Source organism: Bacillus sp. FSL P4-0290 (assembly GCF_037975435.1).
In the GTDB taxonomy this organism is placed as follows: Bacteria; Bacillota; Bacilli; order Bacillales; family Bacillaceae; genus Bacillus; species Bacillus subtilis.
On the sequence record NZ_CP150253.1, the window covers coordinates 2,306,921 to 2,332,617 of the forward strand.

The 25,697-nt window shown below is 43.3% G+C and carries 22 protein-coding genes and 1 pseudogene; 8 read left to right on the plus strand and 15 right to left on the minus strand.

What is annotated here, in order from left to right; genetic code table 11:
* Window positions 1–8: 8 nt before the first annotated feature.
* Window positions 9–1,271, minus strand: a complete 1,263-nt coding sequence (gene hflX / locus MKY10_RS12345; protein WP_015483254.1) for a GTPase HflX — start codon at window positions 1,269–1,271, stop codon at window positions 9–11.
* A gap of 132 nt (window positions 1,272–1,403) precedes the next feature.
* The gene (spoVK, locus tag MKY10_RS12350) at window positions 1,404–2,372 is read right to left on the minus strand and encodes a stage V sporulation protein K (protein WP_003231746.1); all 969 of its coding nucleotides are present in this window, start codon (window positions 2,370–2,372) and stop codon (window positions 1,404–1,406) included.
* A 623-nt stretch (window positions 2,373–2,995) separates the two neighbouring features.
* On the opposite strand from spoVK, the gene cwlC reads away from it, so the two are divergent.
* Window positions 2,996–3,763 (plus strand): sporulation-specific N-acetylmuramoyl-L-alanine amidase, encoded by a 768-nt coding sequence (gene cwlC, locus MKY10_RS12355; protein WP_046381048.1) that lies wholly within the window; start codon window positions 2,996–2,998, stop codon window positions 3,761–3,763.
* A 63-nt stretch (window positions 3,764–3,826) separates the two neighbouring features.
* Here cwlC and MKY10_RS12360 read toward each other — a convergent pair whose 3' ends face one another.
* From MKY10_RS12360 to MKY10_RS12400, 9 genes are all read right to left on the minus strand, one after another.
* The gene (locus MKY10_RS12360) at window positions 3,827–4,447 is read right to left on the minus strand and encodes a hypothetical protein (RefSeq protein ID WP_003245105.1); all 621 of its coding nucleotides are present in this window, start codon (window positions 4,445–4,447) and stop codon (window positions 3,827–3,829) included.
* 49 nt (window positions 4,448–4,496) lie between these two features.
* Window positions 4,497–5,486 (minus strand): class 1b ribonucleoside-diphosphate reductase subunit beta, encoded by a 990-nt coding sequence (gene nrdF / locus MKY10_RS12365; RefSeq protein WP_003231754.1) that lies wholly within the window; start codon window positions 5,484–5,486, stop codon window positions 4,497–4,499.
* Window positions 5,487–5,503: 17 nt separating this feature from the next.
* On the minus strand, window positions 5,504–7,606 hold the full coding sequence (gene nrdE, locus MKY10_RS12370) for a class 1b ribonucleoside-diphosphate reductase subunit alpha (protein WP_014479842.1): 2,103 nt from the start codon (window positions 7,604–7,606) through the stop codon (window positions 5,504–5,506).
* Window positions 7,566–7,958, minus strand: a complete 393-nt coding sequence (gene nrdI, locus MKY10_RS12375; RefSeq protein WP_003231758.1) for a class Ib ribonucleoside-diphosphate reductase assembly flavoprotein NrdI — start codon at window positions 7,956–7,958, stop codon at window positions 7,566–7,568. The genes nrdE and nrdI overlap by 41 nt, the downstream gene beginning before the upstream one ends.
* A gap of 242 nt (window positions 7,959–8,200) precedes the next feature.
* A complete protein-coding gene (locus MKY10_RS12380) occupies window positions 8,201–8,431 on the minus strand; it encodes a hypothetical protein (protein ID WP_003245262.1) in 231 nt (76 codons plus the stop codon).
* Window positions 8,432–8,512: 81 nt separating this feature from the next.
* Entirely contained in the window at window positions 8,513–8,785 is a 273-nt protein-coding gene (locus tag MKY10_RS12385) for a YmzC family protein (protein ID WP_014479841.1), read from the minus strand.
* A 195-nt stretch (window positions 8,786–8,980) separates the two neighbouring features.
* Window positions 8,981–9,202 carry an RNA chaperone Hfq gene (hfq, locus tag MKY10_RS12390; RefSeq protein ID WP_003221097.1) on the minus strand — a complete coding sequence of 74 codons (222 nt, stop codon included), beginning with the start codon at window positions 9,200–9,202 and terminating at the stop codon, window positions 8,981–8,983.
* A 39-nt stretch (window positions 9,203–9,241) separates the two neighbouring features.
* Window positions 9,242–10,186 carry a tRNA (adenosine(37)-N6)-dimethylallyltransferase MiaA gene (miaA, locus tag MKY10_RS12395; protein WP_048654889.1) on the minus strand — a complete coding sequence of 315 codons (945 nt, stop codon included), beginning with the start codon at window positions 10,184–10,186 and terminating at the stop codon, window positions 9,242–9,244.
* A gap of 99 nt (window positions 10,187–10,285) precedes the next feature.
* Window positions 10,286–10,699 carry a YmaF family protein gene (locus MKY10_RS12400; protein WP_003231769.1) on the minus strand — a complete coding sequence of 138 codons (414 nt, stop codon included), beginning with the start codon at window positions 10,697–10,699 and terminating at the stop codon, window positions 10,286–10,288.
* Window positions 10,700–10,787: 88 nt separating this feature from the next.
* On the opposite strand from MKY10_RS12400, the gene MKY10_RS12405 reads away from it, so the two are divergent.
* The 3 genes from MKY10_RS12405 to ebrB all read left to right on the plus strand — a co-directional run bounded on the left by MKY10_RS12405 (window position 10,788) and on the right by ebrB (window position 11,884).
* A complete protein-coding gene (locus tag MKY10_RS12405) occupies window positions 10,788–11,063 on the plus strand; it encodes a hypothetical protein (RefSeq protein WP_029317825.1) in 276 nt (91 codons plus the stop codon).
* A 136-nt stretch (window positions 11,064–11,199) separates the two neighbouring features.
* Entirely contained in the window at window positions 11,200–11,517 is a 318-nt protein-coding gene (ebrA, locus tag MKY10_RS12410) for a multidrug efflux SMR transporter subunit EbrA (protein ID WP_009967307.1), read from the plus strand.
* Window positions 11,518–11,530: 13 nt separating this feature from the next.
* Window positions 11,531–11,884 (plus strand): multidrug efflux SMR transporter subunit EbrB, encoded by a 354-nt coding sequence (ebrB, locus tag MKY10_RS12415; protein ID WP_003245163.1) that lies wholly within the window; start codon window positions 11,531–11,533, stop codon window positions 11,882–11,884.
* Between the two features lie 13 nt (window positions 11,885–11,897).
* Here the strand turns inward: ebrB and MKY10_RS12420 are convergent, their stop codons facing one another.
* The 3 genes from MKY10_RS12420 to MKY10_RS12430 form a co-directional block, all read right to left on the minus strand.
* Window positions 11,898–12,350: an OsmC family protein gene (locus tag MKY10_RS12420; protein ID WP_015252044.1), complete on the minus strand. Its 453-nt coding sequence runs from the start codon at window positions 12,348–12,350 to the stop codon at window positions 11,898–11,900.
* A gap of 69 nt (window positions 12,351–12,419) precedes the next feature.
* Window positions 12,420–13,127: a poly-gamma-glutamate hydrolase family protein gene (locus MKY10_RS12425; protein ID WP_003245758.1), complete on the minus strand. Its 708-nt coding sequence runs from the start codon at window positions 13,125–13,127 to the stop codon at window positions 12,420–12,422.
* A gap of 279 nt (window positions 13,128–13,406) precedes the next feature.
* Entirely contained in the window at window positions 13,407–13,640 is a 234-nt protein-coding gene (locus MKY10_RS12430; protein WP_014476869.1) for a hypothetical protein, read from the minus strand.
* A 224-nt stretch (window positions 13,641–13,864) separates the two neighbouring features.
* Between MKY10_RS12430 and aprX the strand changes: the two genes are divergently transcribed.
* From aprX to MKY10_RS12450, 4 genes and pseudogenes are all read left to right on the plus strand, one after another.
* A complete protein-coding gene (gene aprX, locus MKY10_RS12435; protein ID WP_046381045.1) occupies window positions 13,865–15,193 on the plus strand; it encodes a serine protease AprX in 1,329 nt (442 codons plus the stop codon).
* Window positions 15,194–15,304: 111 nt separating this feature from the next.
* Window positions 15,305–16,129, plus strand: coding sequence for an MBL fold metallo-hydrolase (locus MKY10_RS12440; protein WP_088325918.1), 825 nt, complete (start codon window positions 15,305–15,307; stop codon window positions 16,127–16,129).
* Window positions 16,130–16,207: 78 nt separating this feature from the next.
* Window positions 16,208–16,564 (plus strand): hypothetical protein, encoded by a 357-nt coding sequence (locus tag MKY10_RS12445; RefSeq protein ID WP_003231786.1) that lies wholly within the window; start codon window positions 16,208–16,210, stop codon window positions 16,562–16,564.
* 230 nt (window positions 16,565–16,794) lie between these two features.
* Window positions 16,795–18,011, plus strand: a pseudogene (locus tag MKY10_RS12450) (cytochrome P450).
* 44 nt (window positions 18,012–18,055) lie between these two features.
* Here the strand turns inward: MKY10_RS12450 and MKY10_RS12455 are convergent.
* A complete protein-coding gene (locus MKY10_RS12455) occupies window positions 18,056–25,687 on the minus strand; it encodes a beta-ketoacyl synthase N-terminal-like domain-containing protein (RefSeq protein ID WP_015252049.1) in 7,632 nt (2,543 codons plus the stop codon).
* Between the last annotated feature and the right edge of the window lie 10 nt (window positions 25,688–25,697).

Genomic DNA, 25,697 nt, shown 5'->3' on the forward strand with positions numbered 1-25,697 from the left:
TTTCCTTCCTACATATACTTCTTTAATTCACCGATGATACTTTGCTCTTCTTGGACATAGCCGGATATGTCATACTGTTCATTTTCTTCATTAAAATAGAAGCGGTCTACCATCGTTTCCGATTTGATTCTGGAAAGGAGCTTCCCTTCACTTGCCGGCACATGTGCTTCAAAAGACGTTAACAGTTCTTGGCGCAAATAGCGCTGAATCGCTTCTTTAAAGGCTGCAGCGTCGTCCTCAAATTTCGCACTGACCATAATGTGATCCCTTCCGGCGGACGGTATAAAATCAGGCAGTTTTTGATCACGTTTATTGTAAGCCGTCAGCATCGGGATATCATCTGCTTCAAGCTCCTCGAGAAGCCGAAGCACTGTTTTTTCATGTCCCGCATAATCCTCATTTGAAGAATCAATTAAATGCAGGATCAAATCCGCTTCTTTTACTTCCTCAAGCGTTGAGCGGAATGCAGCAATCAATGTCGTCGGAAGATCCTGAATAAATCCTACTGTATCTGAAAGAAGAACACTGTAGCCGCTTGGCAGGACCATTTTTCTGGTCATCGGGTCCAGCGTGGCAAACAGGAGATCTTCTTCATAGCTGTCAGCACTCGTCAGGCGGTTGAACCATGTTGATTTCCCTGCGTTTGTATAGCCGACAAGCGCAATTTGAAGCACACCGTTTTTCTTTCTTCTTTCACGGTATCGGCTTCTATGGCGAATGACAGTGGAAAGCTGTGTGTTGATTTCATGAATGCGATTTCTGATATGGCGGCGGTCGGTTTCCAGTTTCGTTTCCCCGGGACCTCTTGCCCCAATTCCTCCGCCTTGCCGGGAGAGATTGATCCCTTGTCCCGTCAGACGCGGCAGTGCATATTGCAGCTGAGCCAGCTCAATTTGAAGTTTGCCTTCTCTCGTTCTCGCCCGCTTTGCAAAAATATCTAATATCAATTGCGTGCGGTCAATCATCTTCACTTCAATTGCTGTTGCCAATGACTTCAGCTGACTTGGCGACAGTTCATCATTAAAGATGAGGAGATCAGCTTCAAGCTCTTCCACCAGTGCCTTCAGCTCTTCTACCTTCCCTTTTCCTATATATGTAGCGGCGTCAGCCCTGTTCCGTTTTTGTGTGACGCTGGTCAGTACTTTTCCGTCTGCTGTTTTCGTCAGAGATGCTAGCTCTTCCATAGAATTTTCAAAATGCTCATCCGTGATATGCGGCAGCTGACATCCGACTAAAATGGCTTTCTCCTGAATCGTTTCTTGTTCGTTCAAATGGATGTTCCTTTCTTTTGCATATTGGGCAGTAGTATTATCATACCAAACCCTGCATGTGTATACCACAAATCGATTGCTTTGAAAAGCGGAAATACGAGCAAAAAACAGACCTCTCAAAAACTGAGAGGTCTATGCAGATCCAGATGCTTCTTCTTTAATGGAAAGATCTTGGCTTTTGATGGTCATCAAGTCGCTTTTTAAGTATTGGTCTCCCATTAAAAGCCTCATGGCTTGTGCTCTGATCGATTTTTCGATCACATTTCTGACAAAACGTCCATTGCTGAATTTAATGGGGCTTGTCGTGCTTTTCACTGTCATTAAGTAATCTTTCAATTTCCATTCCGCTTCTTGACTGAGCTGGTATTCCCTTTCATCGATCATTCGTTTCGCAATCTCCATGAGCTGGGTCACAGAGTAATCCGGAAAATCAATGGAGATGGGAAATCTTGATTGGAGTCCGGGATTTAACGAGAGAAAATGATCCATTTCCCGTGAATATCCGGCGAGTATCAAAATAAACTCATGCTGTTTGTCTTCCATATGCTTTACAAGTGTGTCGATCGCTTCTTTCCCAAAGTCCTTTTCGCCGCCTCTTGCCAGCGAGTAGGCTTCGTCTATAAACAAAATGCCACCTAATGACTTTTTGATTAAATCTCTCGTCTTTTGGGCGGTGTGTCCGATATACTCCCCGACCAGGTCAGCCCGCTCCGCTTCTATTAAGTGGCCTTTTGACAGGACATTCATTTCAAAGAACAGCTTGCCGATGAGCCGTGCAACCGTCGTTTTTCCCGTTCCCGGATTTCCTTTAAACATCATGTGCAACGCTTGCTTTCCAACCTTCAAGCCTTGCTCCGCGCGTTTTTGGTTCACAAAAATCCAGGCGTATATTTCCTTGATGTTGCGTTTCATTTCCTCCATCCCAACTAATGCGCTCATCTCTTTTTCGATTTCCTTCAAAATGCCGTGCTTTGCTTCGTTTTTTTGCAATGCAGCCTGATATTCCGCCTCTGCCTCAGCATTCGTCAGCACCTGCTTTTGCCCGTTCAGAATAATGTTGATCTGTCCGTTGTTTTTATAAGTCACAGCGCGCTCCAACATCTTCACCTCTCTGTTCTCTCTATATGATATTCAAGCGGATGCCGATTGTGACAAACGCCTATCATGTGTCGAAACAATTGCTTTTTTCGGGAACAATAAGGAATCCTGCGCTTTCCCGAGAAATACTTTATTTCTTATTGTATTCACGGACATGGAGTGGACAAACCATGAGATTTTGTTTTTAATCATTTTGTCAGAGTATTATAGTGAGCTTCTTTCTCATTATTTCTTTTTCATACAACGGGCTGTTTTTTGTACGAAGCGTATTACCCGCCCTAAGATACCTGAAGTGTTTTTCTTTTTTTCGATTTATAAAGCGGTGTCTTTAATGAAAGGAGCTTTCCTCATCAATTTACGTTTTAAATGCTTGATTTAATATGAACGCAAAGCTTAAAACCAGCAGGAATCAGTGCAGGTTAACCGAACCCATAGTACATACAAACATATGGCGTATGCACAGATTTCATGTCGGACCGTATCTGTTGTCGCTTCATGTTGAATTGTGCGCTTTCCCGAGAAATAATTTCTGGATGTGAAAGGGTTATTTCCTCATTTTTCAGTTGAATGATAATCGTACAAGCAGAAGCCGTGTTTTTTCATATCCTGTAATGAGGTGATGAAAAATGGTTAAAATTTTTATTGATCCTGGCCATGGCGGGTCTGATCCAGGCGCAACAGGTAATGGCCTTCAGGAAAAAACGTTAACCCTGCAAATCGCTTTAGCCTTACGTACGATATTAACTAATGAATATGAAGGCGTTTCTCTGCTGCTGAGCCGGACAAGCGACCAATATGTCAGCTTAAACGACCGGACAAATGCCGCAAATAACTGGGGAGCAGATTTCTTTTTGTCCATTCACGTTAATTCAGGGGGAGGCACAGGTTTTGAAAGCTATATTTATCCAGATGTAGGAGCCCCGACGACGACTTATCAATCGGCAATTCACTCTGAAGTGATACAAGCTGTCGACTTTGCCGATCGCGGCAAAAAAACAGCGAACTTCCACGTCCTAAGGGAGTCGGCAATGCCTGCCCTCTTGACCGAGAACGGCTTCATTGATACCGTTGCCGATGCAAATAAGCTGAAAACGAGCAGTTTTATTCAAAGCTTAGCGAGAGGACATGCAAAGGGGCTGGAGCAAGCCTTTAACCTTAAAAAGACTTCTAGCTCAGGGTTATATAAGGTTCAAATCGGCGCATTTAAAGTCAAAGCGAATGCCGACTCGCTCGCAAGTAATGCCGAAGCCAAAGGTTTTGACTCGATTGTCCTTTTAAAGGACGGATTATACAAAGTGCAGATTGGCGCATTTTCATCCAAAGACAATGCAGACACCCTCGCTGCCAGAGCGAAAAATGCCGGCTTTGATGCTATTGTGATCCTAGAATCATAGCCGAGACGGGGACGAGCGTCTCATAAAAAAACCCGGCTCCTCATCGCGAGAAACCGGGTTTTTTTATTCAAGAATATCAACAACAAACTGTGACCATGTTTCCAGACGGTTGTAGATGTCATCCTGTTTTAATTCAGAAACTTTCATCCATTTACCCGCAATTTGTTCTTTCTCCTTCACTTCCACTTGTGCGCCAGGCTTTAATTGAAGCGCAGAAAGAATACCGATATGCACTTTACCAACACTGTTTTCATCATCATTGATCAATCCCAGTGTGACAATCGCCTGTTTATCTTCTTCATTTATTTGCAGTTCTTCCTCAAGCTCACGGTCTGTGTTCAGCTTTAAGACTTCAGCAAATGAAGCTGCCCCTTCGATGGCGTTCATATGACCGCCAAAGCCGAGAGAAAGCTTGTTGTGTAGTCGTGATTCACCGCCGCCAGCCAGCCGCTCGTAAAGAAAAACTTCATCTTCACGCTTAATGACGACATAAGGTATCGGCTGCTTGAAACGCGGATCTTCTTCTGCGTCCCCTCTTCTCATTTCACGATAGGCCGCTTCAATCTGAGCCATGATTTCGGCTACTCTGCTATCTTCACTGTACACGCCCTGGAAGGTTAAGCTTTCTTTCTTAAACACATCATCGCGCGGGGCAACTAAAATCATTTCGTCCATTTTTCCCATGGGTACTGCGTCCTCCTCATTTGAACCTTCAAGCCGAAAAGAGCAGATATTATATCTGCTCTTTTTCATCTTCAAAATAAAAGTCATCATCTTTGAGCGGCTCAACTGTCGCTTTTTTATAACCATTCCCCTTCATAGAGAAGAAGTCATGCGATTTTGTTTTTGTGTTTAATCCGTTTAAAACGATCGGATTAATGTCTTCCTCTTCGAAGTATGGATCAAATCCAAGGTTCATCAGCGCTTTATTCGCATTATAGCGGATGAATTTCTTTACATCATGTGAGAGCCCGACTTGATCGTACAAGTCCTCTGTATACTCAAGCTCATTTTCATATAACTGATTCAGGAGGTCGATCGCAAATTCACGAAGCTCTGCTTTTTTCTCTTCTGTCTGTTTATTATAAATTTCCTGAGCAAGGAGACCGACATACACGCCGTGAATCGCTTCGTCACGAAGGATCAGGTTAATGATCTCACCGCTTTGCATCAGTTTTCCTTGTCCGTAGAAATATAACGGATAATAGAAACCGCTGTAGAAAAGGAAGCTTTCCAGATAGACGGAAGCAACCATCGCTTTGAACAGTGAAATTTCATCATCTTTTTGAATGGCTTTGTAAAGCCCGACAATCATTTGCGCTTTTTTCTGCAAATATTTATTTTGTTTAACCCATTCAAATACTTCATTGATCGTTTCAGTCGGTGCAAGGGTCATGAAAATATTAGAGTACGACTTCGCATGGACAGCGTTCTCCATCATCGCCATAAAGTTCAGCACCGCTTTCCGCTGGTGGCCGTCTACGTGTTCAGCCACGATCGGCATCCCCGTATTCCCCTGCTCTGTATCAAGAAGCGTAAGTCCGGCCAGTACCTTCATATAAGTGTCCTGCTCATTTTTTCCGAGGTACTTCCATGTGAGGAGATCGCCGTTTAAAGCAATCTCTTCCGGAAGCCAGAACTGTTTCACGTTTTGGTTATAGAACATTTGGGTAAAATCGTCTTCATGCTTTGACCAGTTTGCTGCGTCATAAATTTTTGTCACTATAAACTCTCCTTTAATCAAACAACACAAGAAAGGCAGCTGTCTTGCCCAGTATCTTTCGTTCTTGCATAGTAAATGGTTTTAATACCTCTATGATGTGCATACAGATCGATTCGGTTTAAATCACGGGTCGTCATTGTGTCTTTTAAGAACAATGTAAAGCTGATTCCCTGATCAATGTGCTGCTGGATAGTGGCGATCATATCCACAACCTTGAACATGTCCATATCGTAGGCTTCTTTATAGAAGAACCAGTTATTAGATGCAAGCCCAGGCATTGGGTAGTACGTTTTTGAGTTGCCGTATGTTCGTTCTTCAATGCGTTCCATAATCGGCATAACAGACGCCGTACTTGATTGAACGTATGAGATAGAGCCTGTCGGCGCAATGCATAATCTGTAGCTGTGATACATACCGTGTTCAGCCACAAATGCTTTTAGCTTTTTCCAGTCCTCTGTCGTCGGGATATGCATACCTTCAAACAGATTAGCTATTTTTTCATATTTCGGTGAGAAATCAGTAGAAACGTATTTGTCAAAGTATTCACCTGTCGCATAGGTTGAGCCTTCATATTGATCAAACGTTTCACCCTTCTCTTTTGCGATTTCCGCAGAACGCTGGATGGAGTAGAAGTTCACCATCATAAAGAACGTGTTTGCAAAGTCACGCGCTTCCGGACTTTCATACGCAATGCCGTTTTGCGCAAGGTAGCCGTGAAGGTTCATAGCACCGAGGCCGATTGATTTCATCGCTTTGTTTGCCCGTCTTACAGCAGGCGCATTACGGATGTCAGTTGTTTCAGACACGTGTGTTAAAGAGTCTGTCGCAAGCTTGACTGTCTTTTCGATTGATTTATGCTCCATGACATTTAGAATGTTAAGCGAACCCAGGTTGCAGGAAATATCCAGACCGATTTCATCTTCTTCATCATAGTCTGTGTATGAAGAAACTTGAGATGCCTGCAGCACTTCAGAGCAAAGGTTAGAAAATTTGACCTTGGAAATATGGTTATTCGCATGCACTTTATTGACGTTATCTTGGAACATGATGTATGGATAGCCTGATTCAGAACGAAGCATCGCCAATTTTTCAAGCAGTTTCCGCGGGTTGATTTTTTCCTTTTTCACCCGAGGATTGTCGACAAACTTGTCGTACATTTCGTTCATGTCCATCTCATCCATGTGCTGGCCGTACTCTTTATAAATCGTGTGCGGGTAGAATACATAAGCCGCTTTGTCCTCGCGTGCAAGCTCAACGAACTTATCCGGAATGACAACACCGATCGAAAGCGTTTTGACACGCACATCTTCATCCGCAGAAATCTTTTTCGTATCAAGAAAATCATTGATATCGCGGTGGAAAATGTTTAAATACGCCGCGCCGGACCCTTGTCTTTGTCCCATTTGGTCAGCGTAACGGAACGCGTTATCAAGAAGCTTCATGACGCCTACAACGCCTTTTGTCGCATTCTCAACATCTTTAATGGCTTCACCTTTCGCGCGAAGCTTGGACAGGTTAAGAGAAACCCCGCCGCCAAGCTTAGAAAGCTGCATGGAGATATCGATCGCTCTTGAAATGTCATTTAAGGAATCATTGACTTCCAGCAAGAAGCAGCTCACAAGTTCACCGCGGCGTTTTCTGCCGGCGTTCAGAAATGTCGGTGTGCTCGGCTGATATTCTTGATTGATCATCAGGTTTACATATTCTTTTGCTTTCTCAGTGTCGCCGTTAGCGAAGAACAGCGCAACAATTGAGATCCGGTCCTCATAACGCTCGAGGATTTTTTTCTTGTCATTCGTTTTCAAAGCATAGTCATTATAGAATTTAAACGCACTCATGAAGGAAGGAAAACGAAACTTCTTAGCGTAAGCTGTCTTAAACACTTCTTTAATGTCTTCAAAAGAATAAAGGCTTAAGAATTCCTCTTCGTAGTATTGGTTTTCAACCAAATAATCCAGCTTCTCTTTTAAATCGTGAAAGAAGACTGTGTTTTGATTGATATAATCTACAAAATAGCTATGTACAGCCTCTTTATCCTTATCAAACTGGAATTTTCCATCTTTTTGGATCATGATTTCGTTATTTAACTGGATCCATTTTGGCACTTGATTTTGTGACAACTCTTTCTACCTCCTGAGTAAACAATTCAACGTCTTTAGATGTGCCGCTGAGTTCAAATTTGTGCAAGATCGGCACCTGATATTGTCTTGAAATGGTATCGGCGCTTTTTGCAAAGTTATCGCCCCATACTTTGTTGCCGCTCGCAGCGACTCCTAATAAGAGATGGGCGTATTTTTCGAGAAATGATTGTGTTGATGCCGGTACCTGGCCGAAGTTTGTCGTGTAGGTGACCAAAACAAACGGAGTGTCCACGTGGTCCATTTCGTCCACCTTGCGTATCTGCTGAAAGCCTGTTTTATTCACAAACCGCTGAACATTCCCTGTTTTCGAATCAAATATGATTTGTACCACGTTTTATCACGACCTATCAAAAAATATGAATCTCTCATCACTAACACTATATATAGTATACTACCCTCTAGCAAAAACACAATATATAGATTCGTTTTTATGAAAAATTCATATTTTGATCAAATCAGGCAAATGGACAGACTCATTAGGGCCCAAAAAAGAGAGCAGAACGAGAATCATCTCTCGTCCTACTCGAGGTGTCGTTTTTAGCCGATGTATATCATAACATGAAAAAAAACTGCTTAGTAGTCTAGATTTTTTTTTCTTAAGCTATCACAGCATTTTTCGCTCTCTACTGTTTCTTCTATTTCAACATCCGCGCCGATCTCTTCTAAAACCGCCTTCAAAGCAGTGATAATTGACGCTTCTCTGATTAATTCTTTTCCGTTCACAATGATACTTGTTCCGTATTCATAGCAAGAATCATCTTCGCAAATTTCTTCCCAATGATTCACGATCACTTTATGCTTCATGTTTTCACCCTCTGTTTGATCTGTGTCTGTATTTAGTTTAGCGGCTGGAATCCGCTTTGTAAATTCGAATGCTTGTGAATTTTATTCAAGCTCATCATCCGCGTATTCTTTCTTCAGCTTTACCTCATTGCGGGACTCATTATACTCATAAATTTTGATATAGCCGTCCTCCATCACGCCAAAATGGTTATGTTCAAGTGGAAACGAGGTGGGCTGAGGCGTTTCATAGTCTGAATTGCCGCTGTCTGTTTCAATAATGGTATCTTGATTCCCGCACGCCCCGAACAGTAAAAAGACAGCTATCCATACAAGTGCAATCCTGATTCGTCTCAGTTCTGCTTCACTTTCAAACAAGGTCGATCACTCCCAAATTCATTTTATACATAATATACCATTTTCACTTCCGTATGTTGTTCTCATAAAAAAAGACCGTGCCTTGGCATGGTCAGCTTACACAAAAAGCTTGGAGCAAAAGTGGATTCATGTTAAAAATGGCCGCCGGGAACCCCCGGCAGCCTTTCCTCATGTCTTGACATGGCATTTTTTGATCTATTCGAGTTCAAGCTGGACGTTTTTTTGCGGCGCAAACGTTGAGATCGCATGTTTATATATAAGCTGCTGCTTACCTTCCGATTCCAACAATACGGTAAAGTTATCAAAGCCTTTCACCTGGCCCCGCAACTGAAAGCCGTTCAGCAAAAAAACAGTGACATACGTATTTTCTTTCCGGATTTGATTCAAAAACTGATCCTGAATATTAATCGGTTTCATGTTTCGTCCTCCTTGATTCTCTATATCATACATTTTCGATTAAAGTTCGAGTTTTCCTGCTATATGTGTGAAAATTCCCTTTTTTTTCAGCTCCATATCAACAGGCGGTGTCATATCGAACCATGTGACCTGCATTTTGTTGCGAAACCACGTCAGCTGGCGTTTCGCATACCGCCTCGAGTTCTGCTTTAGCTGTTCGACAGCATCGGAAAGTGTCACAAAACCGTCAAAATATGCATACAGCTCTTTATAGCCTATCGCCTGTATTGATTGACAGTCTCTCACGTTCTTGTCGTATAAGCGTTTCACTTCCGGAAGAAGGCCTGACTGCATCATCATATCGACCCGCTGATTAATTCTTTCGTAAAGCGTGTCTCTATCCATTGTCAGGCCAATTAACACTGCATTGTACAGAAGTTCTCGTTTTTGTTCCTTCAAATGCTGGGACATCGTTTTTCCGGACGTATGTAAAATTTCCAGTGCGCGAATGACTCTTCTTGTATTATTCGGATGAATCGCAGCTGCTGCCTCGGGATCTGCTGCAGCAAGTTTGGCATGAAGAAAGTCAGCGCCTTCCCGCTCAGCGGCCATTTGCATGCTCTCTCGAAACACGGGATCATTTGCCTCTTCCGTAAATGTATAATCGTAAAGCACAGATTGTATATAAAGCCCTGTACCGCCGACAATCATCGGAAGCTTTCCTCTATTTGCAATCTCGCTGATTTTATTTCTTACTAAGCTTTGATAATCGGCAGTAGAGAAAGAGTCTTGGGGATCTAAAATGTCAATCAGATGATGGGGCACTCCCTCCATCTCCTGTTCGGTAATTTTAGCTGTTCCAATATCCATCCCTTTATAAATCTGCATCGAATCTCCGCTGATAATTTCCGCGTTTAAGGATTTGGCTAGCTGAATACTTAAATTGGTTTTCCCCACTGCCGTCGGTCCGACTAAAATGACAACGGGCTGCTTCGTATTATTCAATATGTATCACTCTCTTTTATAAATCTCCCCCCATTATAGCATTCAACATGGACAACCACCTATCCATTTTGCCCTTTTTTTGCATCGGTAAACATCCTTCTACCAGCCGAGCGGCTCATTGCCGACAATTTCCCTTGTCTTTCCTTTCAGGGTATGACGATGCGTTTTTCTTCTGTCATCTCCGGGATCGTACACAACCCCTCCGTACTGGATCTCAATCGGCTCGTTATAGGCCAGATATGTCGTTTCTTCGATTTCATGATAATGTGTGCCATCTGCTAAGGGAATCGCCGGCCCTGAGATTCCGTAATACCGATGAAAATGGCCGTTTTCAAATGAAGTGATCCCTGTATAGTAATGTGTATGCTGATCGGTATTTGATCCGTTTGCCGGCTGAGTAAACCCTTCAATGAGATGATAATGGCCCTGTTCTCTCGTTGTTTTGACATGATAGGCATGTGCGTGGGGCGGTGCTTTTGACCAGTCAGACTGATACAGGCCCAATGTGTTCACATCCTCCTTTTTCTCGATTCGCCCAATCAAATCCGGGCAGGGTGAATACACTGCATCATCTACACTTTATTACAGGAGGAAAGAAAACATGAACGAGTTAGAGCATTTCAGCCCTGAAGATACAAGAATATTTGGAAGACCGTTCGGATTCGGGAGACCATTTGGGTTTGGAAGACCGTTCGGGTTCGGTTACGGGTTTGGAAGACCCGGATTTGGTTATGGGTTTGGCCGGCCATTCGGATTTTTTGGAGGACCGTTTATCGGCGGCCTTGCAGGCGGGCTTATAGGAAGCGCTTTATTTAATCCTTATTTTTATGGCGGATACCCCTATTATCCGTATGCCCCGTTCCCTTATTATTATTAAACGCAAAAGGCCCCTTAAAAAGGGGTCTTTTTAAGTGTGTGAAAATGAATCTCTTGACTCATACATAGGCATACACTAATATTTTTCTAGCTGAAGTTTTTTTTCTAATCTAAAAATATAGTGAGGAGAATTCATGATGTTGATAGGATATATATTCCTCACGATTGCCATATGTTCGGAATCGATAGGAGCAGCCATGCTGAAAGTATCTGATGGCTTCAAAAAGTGGAAGCCAAGTGCTTTGGTCGTTATTGGCTATTCCCTCGCCTTTTATATGCTGTCCCTGACTTTAAACCATATTCCCCTGAGCCTCTCCTATGCGACTTGGAGCGGGGCAGGCACGGTGCTGACGACAGTGATCGGAGTAAAATGGTTCAAGGAAGATCTGAATGCCAAAGGGCTTATCGGGATTCTTTTATTACTATCAGGGGTCGTGTTACTTAATTGGCCGTAAAGGAGTGATGAAGATGAGAGGATTGCTTTATTTGGCTCTCGCCATTGTATCTGAAGTGTTTGGGAGCACGATGTTGAAGCTTTCAGAAGGATTTACACAAGCCTGGCCCATTGCCGGAGTCATAGTCGGATTTCTTTCTGCTTTTACGTTTCTAAGCTTTTCTTTAAAAACAATTGACTTATCAAGCGCGTATGCAACATGGTCGGGCGTTGGTACCGCGCTTACAGCAATTGTCGGGTTTTTGCTTTTTGGCGAAACCATCAGTTTAAAAGGTGTATTCGGTCTCACGCTTGTCATTGCAGGCGTGGTCGTGCTAAATCAATCGAAAGCCCACGCTGAAGATAAAAAACAGACGGCCTGTGAGTGACCGTCTGTTTTCTTTATTCTCCACCCAGTTTCACAGAGGCTTCAAGCTGCAGCTCGACATTTCCTTGAATTGCACGCGAAATCATGCATGACGACTCCGCTTTTTTACAAAGCTTGTGCGCCAATGCGACGTCGTCTTGTGAAGCATCATGTTTAAGCACGACAGAGGGACGGTGAATGATCTTTTTGTATGTAAAGACTCCTTTTGTGACGTCGACAATGCCTTCTGACTCCATCTGTAAGCCTTCTTTTTCCAGCCCGCTTCTCTCCATCATCGCTGCAAGTGTAATAATGTAACAGGTCGCTGCCGCCCCGAGAAGCATTTCATCTGGGTTGGTCCCTTCTCCCGGGCCATCCATTTCTTTAGGAATGGAAATCGATGTGATCAGGTTTCCGCTTTCGATCGTACCGACATCATTACGGTTACCCGGCCAGTTCGCTTTTAAATAAAAATGATGATCTGCCATTGTTTTGCCTCCTTTTTTATCCTATTTCAGTCTACTGATCTTCTCTTATTTTGTCTTCTGATCTGCTTGTTACGAATACTCTTTTTCCAGGACACCTTTGATCGCACTGACATAAGCATAAAATTCACTGTTCTTTGTGTATTTTCTATTTTTATAATAAAAATCATCAAAAAATGCTTCTCTCTGCTCACGGCTGATTTCCAGCTGGATACTTAGCCCCGTTTCCCCTTGGTTATTAATGTTTTCGGCATTCAATCCAGCAAGACCGCTTTTAGACGACGCTAACTCAGCGGAAAACCCTCTCCGCTCAAGGGCTCTCACAATCATTTTCGCCCGCTTTCGGTCTGTTCCCCCTACAAGGGTATTCTTGTTCTCTCCTTTATATCCGTGAAAAGCCACCACATATTGATGCTCCTTGATTTTCTTTTTTGCCAATGGCTCATCAAAGTTGGTGCTTGTAATGTGCAGTGTTTGGTTATCATGGGACTTCAACCCTTCAAATAGGTATGTAGAGTATTCATTATTGAAATAACGCACAAGCTCACTTACTCCGCCTTCAATTCTTCCGCCATGCGGAGACATAATTAAGACTTTGCTTCCTTTTTTCTCATTATATGAAATATCGTAATCGGCTGGGCTCTCATTCTCTGCCAAGCTGCTGAAATTTGAATATGTATCTGGCTGATTTGATGGTTCTGGTTCCAATGAGTAATGAACATATCTCAAGAACAAGACAATGGCTAAGACTAATATGACATTTAGTAAAAATCTTCTCATGTTTAACTCCTTTCATAAGAATGGCGCGGTTCATTATATGAGGTTTAGCCAATAGGTTTTATCTTACCATTGTATACACAATATCATCAGTGAAAAAGTTCCCGGTTTCAAAAAATCAATTGATTGTCACGGTTATTAGCGGTTCATTTCAAATAAGAGTGAAAAAAGGTTGAGAGGAAAGACAAAAAAGGTAGGAACAACCTCACTTGGCAAATAAATGTATATAGGTTTAAGGAGGGTTTTAGTAACAGGTTGCCCGGTTGCTGAGACGGACAGCTGTTACCGGCCTGCAGAATAGAGATTTTGCTTATTTGTTCTCACAAAATCACAGGAGAGGATAGAGTCCAATAAAAATGTTCTGATCTGTTGTTTCGAAAAACAAAATGCTTTGATTTTCGTTTTGCTTTTCTGTCTCACAATAATCGTTCTTTTACTAATCGTTCCGTCTTTCTTCATATATATAATGCTGATTGGCATTTGGCTTTCCAAAGATCGGTGCAAGTAGAAATTCATACGGTTGCTCTCCCCTTCCCAGTTTGATATGATCACATTATAATACGAACAAACGTTCTTTTTCAATCCCCAATGATTTCCTCAGCTTCTGAATCTATCGTATCTAATGCGAAAGATTCAGAAAAACAAACTCTTGTCTGTCTCTTACAGAGGACAAACAAACTTACCAAACCTATCATCTGTTCATAGAGTATACAGAGAACCTTATAATAGGAGGAAAATACATGTTTGGGTACTCTATGGTACAAATGGTGAGAGCAAATGCTCACAAGCTAGATTGGCCGTTACGGGAAACCGTATTGCAACTTTACAAGCCCTTCAAATGGACTCCTTGCTTCTTGCATAAATTTTTCGAAACCAAATTGCAAAACAGAAAAAAAATGTCAGTCATTATCGAATTTGAGGAAGGCTGTCACGAGACCGGCTTTCAAATGGCTGGAGAGGTGCTGCAAAAAGAAAAACGCAGCAAGCTAAAAAGCCGCTTCAACAAAATCAACTGCTGCAGCGCCGAGGTTACTCCTTCAGCATTACATTCCCTTCTCTCTGAATGCAGCAATATCCGTAAAGTGTATTTAAACCGCGAAGTCAAAGCGCTTTTAGACACGGCAACCGAAGCAAGCCATGCGAAGGAAGTCGTCAGAAACGGGCAAACCCTGACAGGAAAAGGTGTTACTGTCGCTGTTGTCGATACAGGAATCTACCCGCATCCTGATCTAGAAGGCAGAATTATCAGATTCGCGGACATGGTCAATCAAAAAACAGAGCCGTACGATGATAATGGTCATGGCACACACTGTGCAGGTGATGTCGCAAGCAGCGGCGCATCCTCTTCCGGTCAATACCGCGGCCCTGCACCGGAAGCCAATCTCATCGGCGTAAAGGTATTAAACAAGCAGGGTTCAGGAACGTTAGCAGATATTATAGAGGGTGTTGAGTGGTGTATTCAATACAATGAGGACAACCCCGATGAACCGATTGATATTATTAGTATGTCGCTCGGGGGCGATGCCCTTAGATATGATCATGAACAGGAAGATCCGTTAGTCAGAGCGGTTGAGGAAGCGTGGAGCGCAGGGATTGTCGTCTGTGTCGCTGCCGGAAACTCAGGCCCTGATTCGCAGACCATTGCAAGCCCGGGCGTGAGCGAAAAGGTGATTACAGTAGGTGCGCTTGACGATAACAATACTGCAAGCAGCGATGATGATACTGTCGCTTCCTTCTCAAGCCGCGGCCCGACAGTATATGGGAAAGAAAAGCCCGATATTTTAGCGCCGGGTGTTAATATTATTTCCCTTCGCTCTCCGAATTCTTATATTGATAAGCTCCAAAAGTCAAGCCGTGTAGGGTCTCAGTACTTTACAATGTCAGGAACCTCGATGGCAACACCGATTTGCGCAGGAATCGCAGCTTTAATTCTTCAGCAAAACCCGGATCTTACCCCTGATGAAGTAAAAGAGCTTTTGAAAAACGGCACGGACAAATGGAAAGATGAAGATCCGAATATCTACGGAGCGGGCGCTGTCAACGCAGAAAATTCCGTTCCCGGCCAATAGAAAGCACCAAAAAACCGGCAATTCTCTCTCAGCAGAACTGCCGGTTTTTTCGTTTGAATATTCATAATCATAAGGTAAAATAATGGAAAATAGATGAAGGAAGTGAAGAAAGTGCCATATTATATCTGCAATACATGCGGTGTGCAACATGCACAGACTGTAGATCCGCCCAACTCGTGTCTGATTTGCGAGGATGAAAGACAGTATATTCATCCCGATGGACAAACTTGGACAACCCTTGAAGACATGCGTGAGAAAGGAAACCTTCAAAACATCCTTAAAAAGGAAGAAGAGCATCTTTACAGCATCAAAACTGAACCAGAGTTTGCGATTGGACAAACAGCCCATCTTATCCAGCATAAGGGCTTCAATGTGCTGTGGGATTGCATGACATATCTTGACCAAAAGACAATTGACCAAATCAACGAATTAGGCGGTATTCAAGCCATCGCCTTGTCTCATCCACATTATTACTCTACTCAAGTTGAGTGGGCTGAAGCGTTTCAGGCGCCGATCTATATCCATGAGGATGATAAAGAATGGGTGACAAGGCCAAGCAATCACATTCACTTCTGGTCAGGGGAAACGCTCAACGTGAAGCCGGGACTGGACCTTTACCGACTGGGCGGACATTTTAAAGGCGGTGCTGTTTTGCATTGGAGCAAGGGCAATGAAGGGAAAGGCTGTCTATTGACCGGAGATATCATTACGGTTGCGGCGGACCGAAACTGGGTCAGCTTTATGTACAGCTACCCAAACCTCATTCCCCTTCCCGCCTCCAAAGTTGAAGAAATAGCAGCCAAAGTAAAACCGCTTCAATTCAACCGGCTTTACAATGCTTTTTCTAAAGTTGTCAAAGAAAATGCCAGTGAAGCGGTCCAGCGTTCTGCCGTACGCTATATCAAGGCTCTCAACAGCGAATTGTTTCATACATAAAGAGTGAGGCGGCTCTTTTCCGTGTAAAAGATGCAGCAATTGGGAATAGTATCGTGTAGATCAAAAGGAGGAATATTGATGGCACACACGAATACACAGCTTTCTCAATGGCTGGAATCAAAAGTCGGCCAGACGCTTGATATTAGAAAAGGTGAATTGACCCATGATGAAGAGATATCAGACTTGGATCAGATCGTTCTCCACCTTCAAAAAGTGGCTATACGCAGTACGAATCATCCTGATGATTATGTTGCGAAAGAAGAGCTGGTTTTAGAAGGCGAAGGAACAACATTCACTGAGGACGGAAACGTACCGCTTCCGCAAAATGCCTATGAGATTCCTTTATTAGGTGACATTCATATTCACCAAGAAAACGAAGGATTGAAGGTCGTAACAGATCGTGCAGTATATACAATTGATATCCAGCACAGCTGACAGTCACTTTCATCAAAATAATACAGCGTAGCGCCTTTGAGCTTTCGTTCAAAGGCGCTGCTTTATATCGAGCCGTTTTTTCACTTTTTTCGTTCTTCACCCTATTGAATGACTCCTAAAATAGATATATAGTTTTAGAGACAGGATTACATTTCAAATCATTCTGTTTTTTGTAAACTAGTTCAGCAATTTGATTCATCTATTTACCCTATTAGGCGAGGAGAATGCAAATGGAAAAATTGATGTTTCATCCGCATGGTAAAGAGTTTCATCACAATCCTTTTTCAGTTTTAGGACGATTTAGAGAGGAAGAGCCCATTCACCGATTTGAATTAAAACGGTTCGGAGCCACATATCCGGCCTGGTTAATTACCCGATACGATGATTGTATGGCCTTTTTAAAAGACAATCGAATTACAAGAGACGTAAAAAATGTGATGAACCAAGAACAAATCAAAATGCTCAACGTTAGTGAAGATATCGATTTTGTATCCGATCATATGCTGGCAAAAGACACACCTGACCATACCCGCCTGAGATCACTTGTTCATCAAGCATTTACTCCCCGAACCATTGAAAATCTGCGCGGCAGCATTGAACAAATTGCTGAACAGCTTTTAGATGAAATGGAAAAAGAAAATAAAGCGGATATCATGAAATCCTTCGCTTCCCCTTTGCCTTTTATTGTTATATCTGAATTGATGGGAATCCCAAAAGAAGATCGGTCACAGTTTCAAATCTGGACCAATGCGATGGTTGATACCTCTGAAGGTAACAGAGAGCTGACAAATCAGGCCCTTCGTGAATTTAAAGATTATATCTCCAAGCTGATCCATGACAGAAGAATAAAGCCAAAAGACGATTTAATCAGCAAACTTGTGCATGCTGAGGAAAACGGCAGCAAGTTAAGCGAAAAAGAGCTCTATTCGATGCTGTTCTTGCTCGTTGTAGCCGGCCTTGAGACGACTGTTAACTTACTCGGCTCAGGCACACTCGCATTGCTGCAGCACAAGAAGGAATGTGAGAAGCTCAAGCAGCAGCCTGAAATGATCGCTACAGCGGTTGAAGAATTGCTGCGATACACCTCACCTGTCGTTATGATGGCAAATCGGTGGGCCATCGAAGACTTTACATATAGGGGCATTCAATCAAAAGAGGAGACATGATTTTTATAGGGATCGGATCTGCCAATCGCGACCCGAATTTTTTTGAGAACCCCGAAATATTAAATATAAATCGGTCGCCTAACAGACATATTTCTTTCGGTTTTGGCATTCATTTCTGCTTAGGAGCGCCTCTTGCCAGGCTGGAAGGCCACATTGCATTTAACGCACTTCTGAAGAGATTTCCTGATATTGAACTTGCGGTTGCACCTGATGACATTCAATGGAGAAAAAATGTCTTTTTAAGAGGATTAGAAAGTCTCCCTGTTTCACTTTCAAAATAACATTCAAAACGCCCCCTTTTAAAAGAGGGGGCGTTTGTGTTTTCTCAGCGCTTCACCAATTCATCTGTTTCTTTTTCTTCCCTCGCTTCATGTTTCTTCCGGAAAGCCTTAAGGAAATTCGCATTCACTACTCCCCTGTTTGAATAGAGCTTTTCGCAAAATTCTAACATGGCTGTTGACGCTTTCGGTTCGGTTAATATCATGAAGTGGTTGCTTGAATCGACATCCACCAGGTGGAAATGAGGAATTTGCCGCTCCCATTCCTCCCAATAGGCAGCTTGATCAAACGGTTCTTTTTCATTTGATAAAGTGAAATAAGTGTCTAAATCACCAAAGAAGGACCTGCTTTTGTTGCGGAAATAATAACATTTTACCGTCTCAGGATCAGGGAGAGGCTTAACAGTGTACGACTCCAAATCATAGGCGCGCTGTGTTTTCATCATTTGCTGAGCCTGCGCACGTATTTGCTTATTTGGTTTGTTTAGCCCTCGTTCTTTTGCCAAGTCAATCAACTCAGACAGGAATTCTTCATCCTCTAAGCTTATGTCCACCTCTTCACGGCTGATGAGAACATCCGTAAGCTTTTCCCGTTTCGCAATCGATGCCAGCATCGTATTAATTGTTTGCAGCATTGACGTTTTCATAGATGCCTCATTCTCTTTTGTCTCAGAACGATATGGGGAGTCAATCATCACCATGCTTTTGACAGCAAGGCCTTGGCTTTGCAGCTGGCGTGTGACTTCATATGCAATCATCCCGCCTAAGGAATATCCGCCTACATCATAAGGACCTTCAGGCTGTATGGATCGAATGATCTCTATATAATAGGAAGCCATTTGTTCAATTCCGTGCAAAGGAGCATAATCAGTCATGAATCCTCTGGCTTGAATGCCGTAAAAAGGGCGCTGGCTCTTTTGTGCAAATTGCTGATAGATTTCAACTCCTCCTACTCCGCCATGGAACCAAAAGACAGGGCGCCCCCGCTTGCCGTCATTTAACGGTATTAATTCCGGAAACGTGCGAGCTTGATCATTTTGTAAGGATGTATCCTCCTTTTTCTTTGCGATCAAGTCCATCATGTCCTGAACAGTATGGCATGCTTGAAGCTCCGTCAAGCCAATGAGAGGGTCCACCTTTGATTGCAATTGCTGTAATAACTGTATGCAAGAAATTGAATCAAATCCATACTGCTGCAATGGCTTATGAGGCTGCAGTTCACCCGGAACCATCCCTAGTACATTTGCTAATATGTGATGATCGCTGCTGTTGTTGATACGCTCATCCTGTGAAACAGAAGGCGTATTCTCTACTGCTTGAAAGCCGTTCCAGCAGCTTCTCTTTTCAAATGGATAGGTTGGCAACGGTATTCTGCGGGCACCTTTTCCTTGATAAAGCTTCTCCCATGGGATTTGCACCCCTTTTGTCCAGCAAAACGCGATCTTTTCAAGGTTGTTTTCAGACAACAAAGTCTCGATCACCATTTCTCTTAATGGACCATCCAGCAAGGCTTCGAGATCTGACGAGCCATTTTCTGCATTTCCGCTAAAGACAGGTACAGAACTCTTCGGCTTATCGCCTTTTTCCGCAGCTAAGCAGGCTTGCAAGCCGATTACCAGTTCTTCTTTACTGCGGACGACGAGCGCCAGGCGGTCTTCCATTTCCTCTCGGCCGGTTTGGAGTGTATAAGCATAATCTTGTAATGACAGTTCTTGTTGTTTATTCAGATAGTCAAGCTGCTGTTGAACAATTGCTTTTAGCCTGTCTTGATTCTTTGCAGAAAGAACTACAATGTGGGCACCATTCTCACTCATACTAACCGGTGGTTTTGGTAAAGGAATATATTCTTCTAAAATGACGTGCGCATTTACGCCTCCAAAGCTATAGCTGTTGATACTCGCTCTGCGCGGAATTTTTTTGCCTGCATCGTCACTTAAATCCCTCCATTGCTGATTCTCGGCAGTCACTCGGAAACGGGTGCCCTTTAATGACACCTGGTCATTCAAAGACGAAAATCCGGATATGCCTGGTATTGTTTGATGCTTCATCGCCATGCTGACCTTCATAAGAGCAGCCATACCGGAGACGAGTTCACCGTGTCCGATGCTCGGCTTTAAGCTGCTGATATAACATGGCGCTTCCTCCCGTACTTCCTGTGGAAGGTCCAATTCGAGCTGACTGCAGCCAGACTTTAACGCTTCTATTTCTATCGCGTCTGCCAATGGAGAGGCGATCCCATGCGCTTCTATATAGGTCACCGTTTTGGGATCAATTTGCGCTCCTTGATAAGCCTTCAGCATTGCATCCTTCATGCCGGCCGGATTTGGCGCGTGAAGTGACATTCCCCTGCCGCCATGCGATACCCCTGAACCTTTAATAACCGAATAAATATGATCAGAATCTTCAATGGCTTTTTGCAATGGTTTAATGATGAGAACTCCCGCTCCTTCACTTCTGACAAAGCCATTTGCATCTGCTTGAAAGGATTTGGCCTGTCCTTTCTCACTCAAATAGCCCATTGAGTCGAAGCCAATAAAGCCTTTTGGTGAAAGCAGCAAATTCACAGCCCCAACAATGGCTTGCTCACATTCGCCGTTTCGAATGGATTGTATAGCTCTGTGCAAAGCCACTAGAGCTGAGGAACAGGCAGCTTCATAATATTCACTTGGCCCTTTTACATCAAGTGCATAGGATATACGGTTTGGAATTAGGGAAGGAATCACAGCTGTATCCGTATTGCCGGCTGCGACAAATACTCCTGTCGGGCGGCTGGATACAACCTGCCCTGTTAAGCCTGCATCTTCCATCGCCTTCCATGCATGTATCAAGAGCAGAAACTCCTGTGGGTCCATATTCGCCGCTTCTTTAGGCGATATGCCAAAAAACAGGGGATCAAACTCACCTATTCCTTCTATAAAACCGCCCCATTGAAGGCTTGATTGCCCTTCCTTATCGGCTGCGGCATATTTGCGCCAGTCCCAGCGTTCTTTCGGCACTTCAGAGACACAGTTCTTTCCTTGGATAAGGTTATCCCAAAATTCCGTTACGCTGTTTGCTTTCGGAAACTGTCCCGACATGCCGATAATGGCTATGCCGTCTGCCGCGTGTTCGATTGTTTTATCCGTGTTCGTCTCGTATGCCGGAATCTGTTTCATTTGGTTTTCGATTTGAGCTGGGCGTTCTTCCTGCTGATGAGCTTCACCAAACAGCTGAGCAAATGATGCTTCATGTTTGTCCGCAAAAAAGTCGATTAGCTCTTGAATAGTCGGATACTCAAAAAACAGAGTCGGATTTAATTCGATCTTTGTCTCTGCTTCCATCTCCCTTGTCAGTGCAACCAATTGAGAAGAATCGATTCCAAAATCCATGATATGCGCTTTTGCAATTGACAATTTTGACGGATCGGCCATGTTTACTGCCAGTTTATCTGTTACATAGCTTCTGATACGATCTTTCAGATTGCTGGCTTTGATGGCCTTATTTTGATTTCCTCTTTGATTCGAAATACGAAGCTGTTTAAGCGAGTAGCCCGAGTAGTGCAGCACTGTTTCTGACGACTCATTGATCACATCTACATCAAACAGCAGCATGTCACCTGTATTCTTAACCAATGTAATCAAAAGCCAGCAATCCCCTTTTATCGTTTGCTTTGTAAACTGGATATCATTGATTCCAAACGGCAGGAAGCCGCCTGTCATGTCAAACTGCTCTAAGAAACTGAGGATAGCCAAGTACGCGCTGTTTGTCATCAATGGGCTTACAGTGTAATGGTGCCCGTTTGCCAGCCCGCTTTGGGGCAGGCGAATTTTTGCCAGTATAGACTTGTGATCTCTGTAGAGATGAGTAATTGTCTTAAATAACTCTCCCCATTCAGGACCGTTTCCGGTTTTATACATCTGATCGATGTGATGAAGCTTAGTTAATGAATGCTTAACGTTCTCGATATTGACTTTTTTCGGCTCAAAAGAACCGATTCCGCATTGTCCGATTGCGGCAGGCTTCCACAAACCAGAGGACGGCTCGCGATACATGATTTGCAGTTCTATGACTTGATCTTTTTGCAGCGGCTTTGCCTGAATTTCAATGGTCTCGCCTTGTTTGATGACAATTGGACTGATATAACTTAATTTGCTGATACGGCCGCTGTTTTCCTCAGGGAACAGGTTAAAAAATGCTTCAATGGCCAGACTGCCATATGTGGCACCGACAAGCACCCGTTCATTGTTGAAGACGTGTCCTTGAACGTAAGGCTCATCATAAGTGAATTGATCTTGAATGACAGGCTGATTGATATTGTCTTCAACATCTGACGATTTCTCATTGATAGACGATACATCGAAATGAAATGATGTATTATGGTCAAATGCATAGTGAGGCAGATGAACCCAGCCTGATCGGTTCTCTCTATCAGCTTCTTTAAAAGTAATCGATCCCCCTTGTACCCACTGCTCTGCTGCGCTTATTTCTCTATCATTAGTTACTGATTCCGCACATGGCTGTAAATCGAATGATGTATAAATGCCTTGCTGGAGTGAGCTTTTTTCTGATGTTCGGAACATCTTTAGTTTTTCGATCAGCTCCTGAGTCGATGTCACTGTAAATGCAGCCCTATGCTCTAAATTGTGGTTGATCCGGTGTAAAGCCTGGACAACGGGTTCAATATCCATAGACGCTTCCTTCCCTAAAAACAATTCCATGTTTTCCAGGTAGCTAAGCAGGCTCCATTTGGTTTTGGCTGAAAAAACGGCAGTGAATTCCTGCTGGCGGGAAGCGATATGGTTTTTCTCAGCTGTTTCTATATATTCTTCTATAATGAGATTGGCATAGGCTCCCCCCGCTCCGAAGGAATTGATCATGCTTCTGCGAGGCAATTGTTTTCCAGTTTCAGGATCATTCAAGCGATGCCATGGCTTTGTTTGTTCCTGAAGATAGAAAGCCGTGTGTTCCAGCTTAATATTTGGATTGACAGGCAGCGCGTTAATTGTCGGCACCAGCGTCCCTTTCTTCATCTGCAGCAGTACTTTTGTCAGCTGAGAAATACCGGAAGCCGCCTCTAAATGCCCCAGATTGGATTTGACAGAGCCTATCGCACAAAACTGTTTCTTGTTTGTATATTGTTGAAACGCGTTTGTTAAGGCAATTACTTCAATAGGATCGCCCAGCGCCGAACCATTTGCCGCCGATTCAATATAGCCAATAGTCTCTGGATCAATGCCCGACCGCTGAATCGACTTGACAATTAACTTTGCTTGCTGCTTCGGGTCCGGAGCTGTATACATCTGTCTTCCGCCGCTATGGTTGGCAAAACTGCTTTTGATCACAGCGTAAATATGATCCTGATCTTCCATCGCCTTCGAAAGCGGTTTTAACAGGACAGCTCCGATGCCTTCCCCGGGAATAAGCCCGTTTCCTGTGCCAAAACTTTTGCTTTGATTGCCGCTTCCCAGCAGATTGGCACGCTCCAAAGAATCATATTTAGAGAGATCGAGTGTTAAATTGACACCCCCAGCAATCGCCATTGAGCAGTTTTTCAATTTCAGGCTTTCACACGCAAGATGTATGGCGTTTAATGAACTAGAGCATGCTGAGCTGACAGCGATACTCGGTCCGGTCAGGTTAAAAAAGTGGGAAACGCGATTTGCAATGTGCCAGTCTCCCCCATTTGAGCTGAGGACTGCCTGCTCTAAAGACGGGATATTCCAAAAATACTGGTTATACATATTCCCTATAAAAACACCTACTCCGTCATCATCCCGCAATTTATCCAGCCGGGTTCGCGTATAGCCGCCGTCCTCAAACGTTTCCCAGACGGTTTCTAAACATAAACGGAGTTCAGGTGTCATTTCCATCACCCGGTTTTGCTCCACCTCAAAAAGCTGATGGTCAAATGCCTCTATATCTTGTAAAAATCCGCCATAGCGTTTCTTATTTGCCGGCTTTTTTGGATCTTTTGATAATGTTTTCAATAAAGATGTGCGCCATCTGGATTCCGGTGCCTCTGTAATACAATTGTCTCCGGCGATTAAATGCCCCCAAAGCTCTTCTAAACTGTTAGACATCGGATAGCGCCCGCTTACCCCGATTATTGCGATATCTTCTGTACTAGAATCATTAAAATGTGTTCTTTGCAAATTACTTGTCTTTTCTTTTTTTAGTGGTTCGGTATTTGCTAGCTGAGTTTCAGTGACTTCCTGCTTTGTAACAAAGCGGCGTGTATGAAAAGTAAATGGCTTATTAGGATCTGTACGCTCTGTTTGAAGTGGAGCTTCATTTTTTGCAGGCTTCGTTTTTTCCTTTAACAATGCTGTCCGGAGCTTATTTTCATGCCCCTTTACTAAATATTCGACGAGTTCTTTTGTGTTGTTATGTTCAAATAAAATGGTTTTTGGAAGCTCTCCTGTCACTTTTTCTAATTCACGAATGAAATTCACCTGCAAAATCGAATCAATTCCATACTTCTCAAATGTCGTATCTTCGTGAATACGTTCTGGTGATAGTTTGATTGATTTTGCCAGCGTATGCTTCACAAATTGTGCCGTTTGTTCGATGAGAGAATCGCTTTCCTGTGAATGATCGATTTCAACATTCATTTGTATATGGCTTGGATCTTCTTCTGCCCCCGTTCTCTTCTTTTGACGGACGACTCCGTTACTTTCAGCGGCAATGATCTGCTGGCCGAGCTGATGCGATTGTTCAGCCATAAAGGAAACATAGCGAAATCCTTCACTCTCAAGCACCGTTTTCCAAGTATCCGGATACAGGCCCGGACAGCCCGGTATGCGAAGATCAGGGTCCTCATACAGCCACCAGCCTTCCAAAAGGCCGAACGTCAAATGCGAGTATATATTATGATCACTTATTTCATTTAAAAGGAGCAGCCCGTTTTTTTTCAAAACTGCTTTTGCATTTCGCAATGTCTGCCGGATATTTTTTGTGGCATGAAGCACATTTGCCGCGATGACCGCGTCGTAGCCTCCCGCATCAATATGCTGTTCAGACGCCGGCTCCTCGACATTAAATCGTTTATATGTCAAATATGGATTGTCAGGACCATACTTATTTTCTGCATGCATTAAAAAAGCTTTAGACAGATCTGTATAGCAATATTCTTTTATATGTGTCTGCCATGCTTTCAATTTTTGAAAAACAGCCGCGCTTGTCCCGCCGGTCCCGGCTCCGATTTCTAATATTCGAATCTTCGCCTCAGGCTCTTGCTTCAGACGTTCTTGCAGATAGGCTGTTAACGTATCTGCAAGCACATCATTAAAATAGTCTGCGACTTGATTGTTTTTATAGACCCCTTCTACTAAATCCATAGATGAATTCGGAAACAGGATATCGGTGGCTGACGCCTTGCCGGTCAGAACCTCCGGCAAGGCTTTAAGTGCTGTCTCCACCAATGTCACCATGGCTTTCATATTATTGTCTTGAAGCAGGTCAGATTTTTGTTCATTCCATTCTTTCCACAGCTCGCTCATGGTGCCTATTGAGCGTATTGGAACATGTCCGTTCTCCGTTCGCTTGAGAAATTGATGCCGTTCTAAAATCGATTGGCTTTCTTCAAACCATCTGCCATAGAAATTCTCCAATACCGGCTGGGATTTACTTTCTGTGAAAAACCCTATGGACTGTAATTGTGCGAAAAGCATTTTACAGAGAATGTCTTCTGTGTTCAGCATTGGCGCTTCC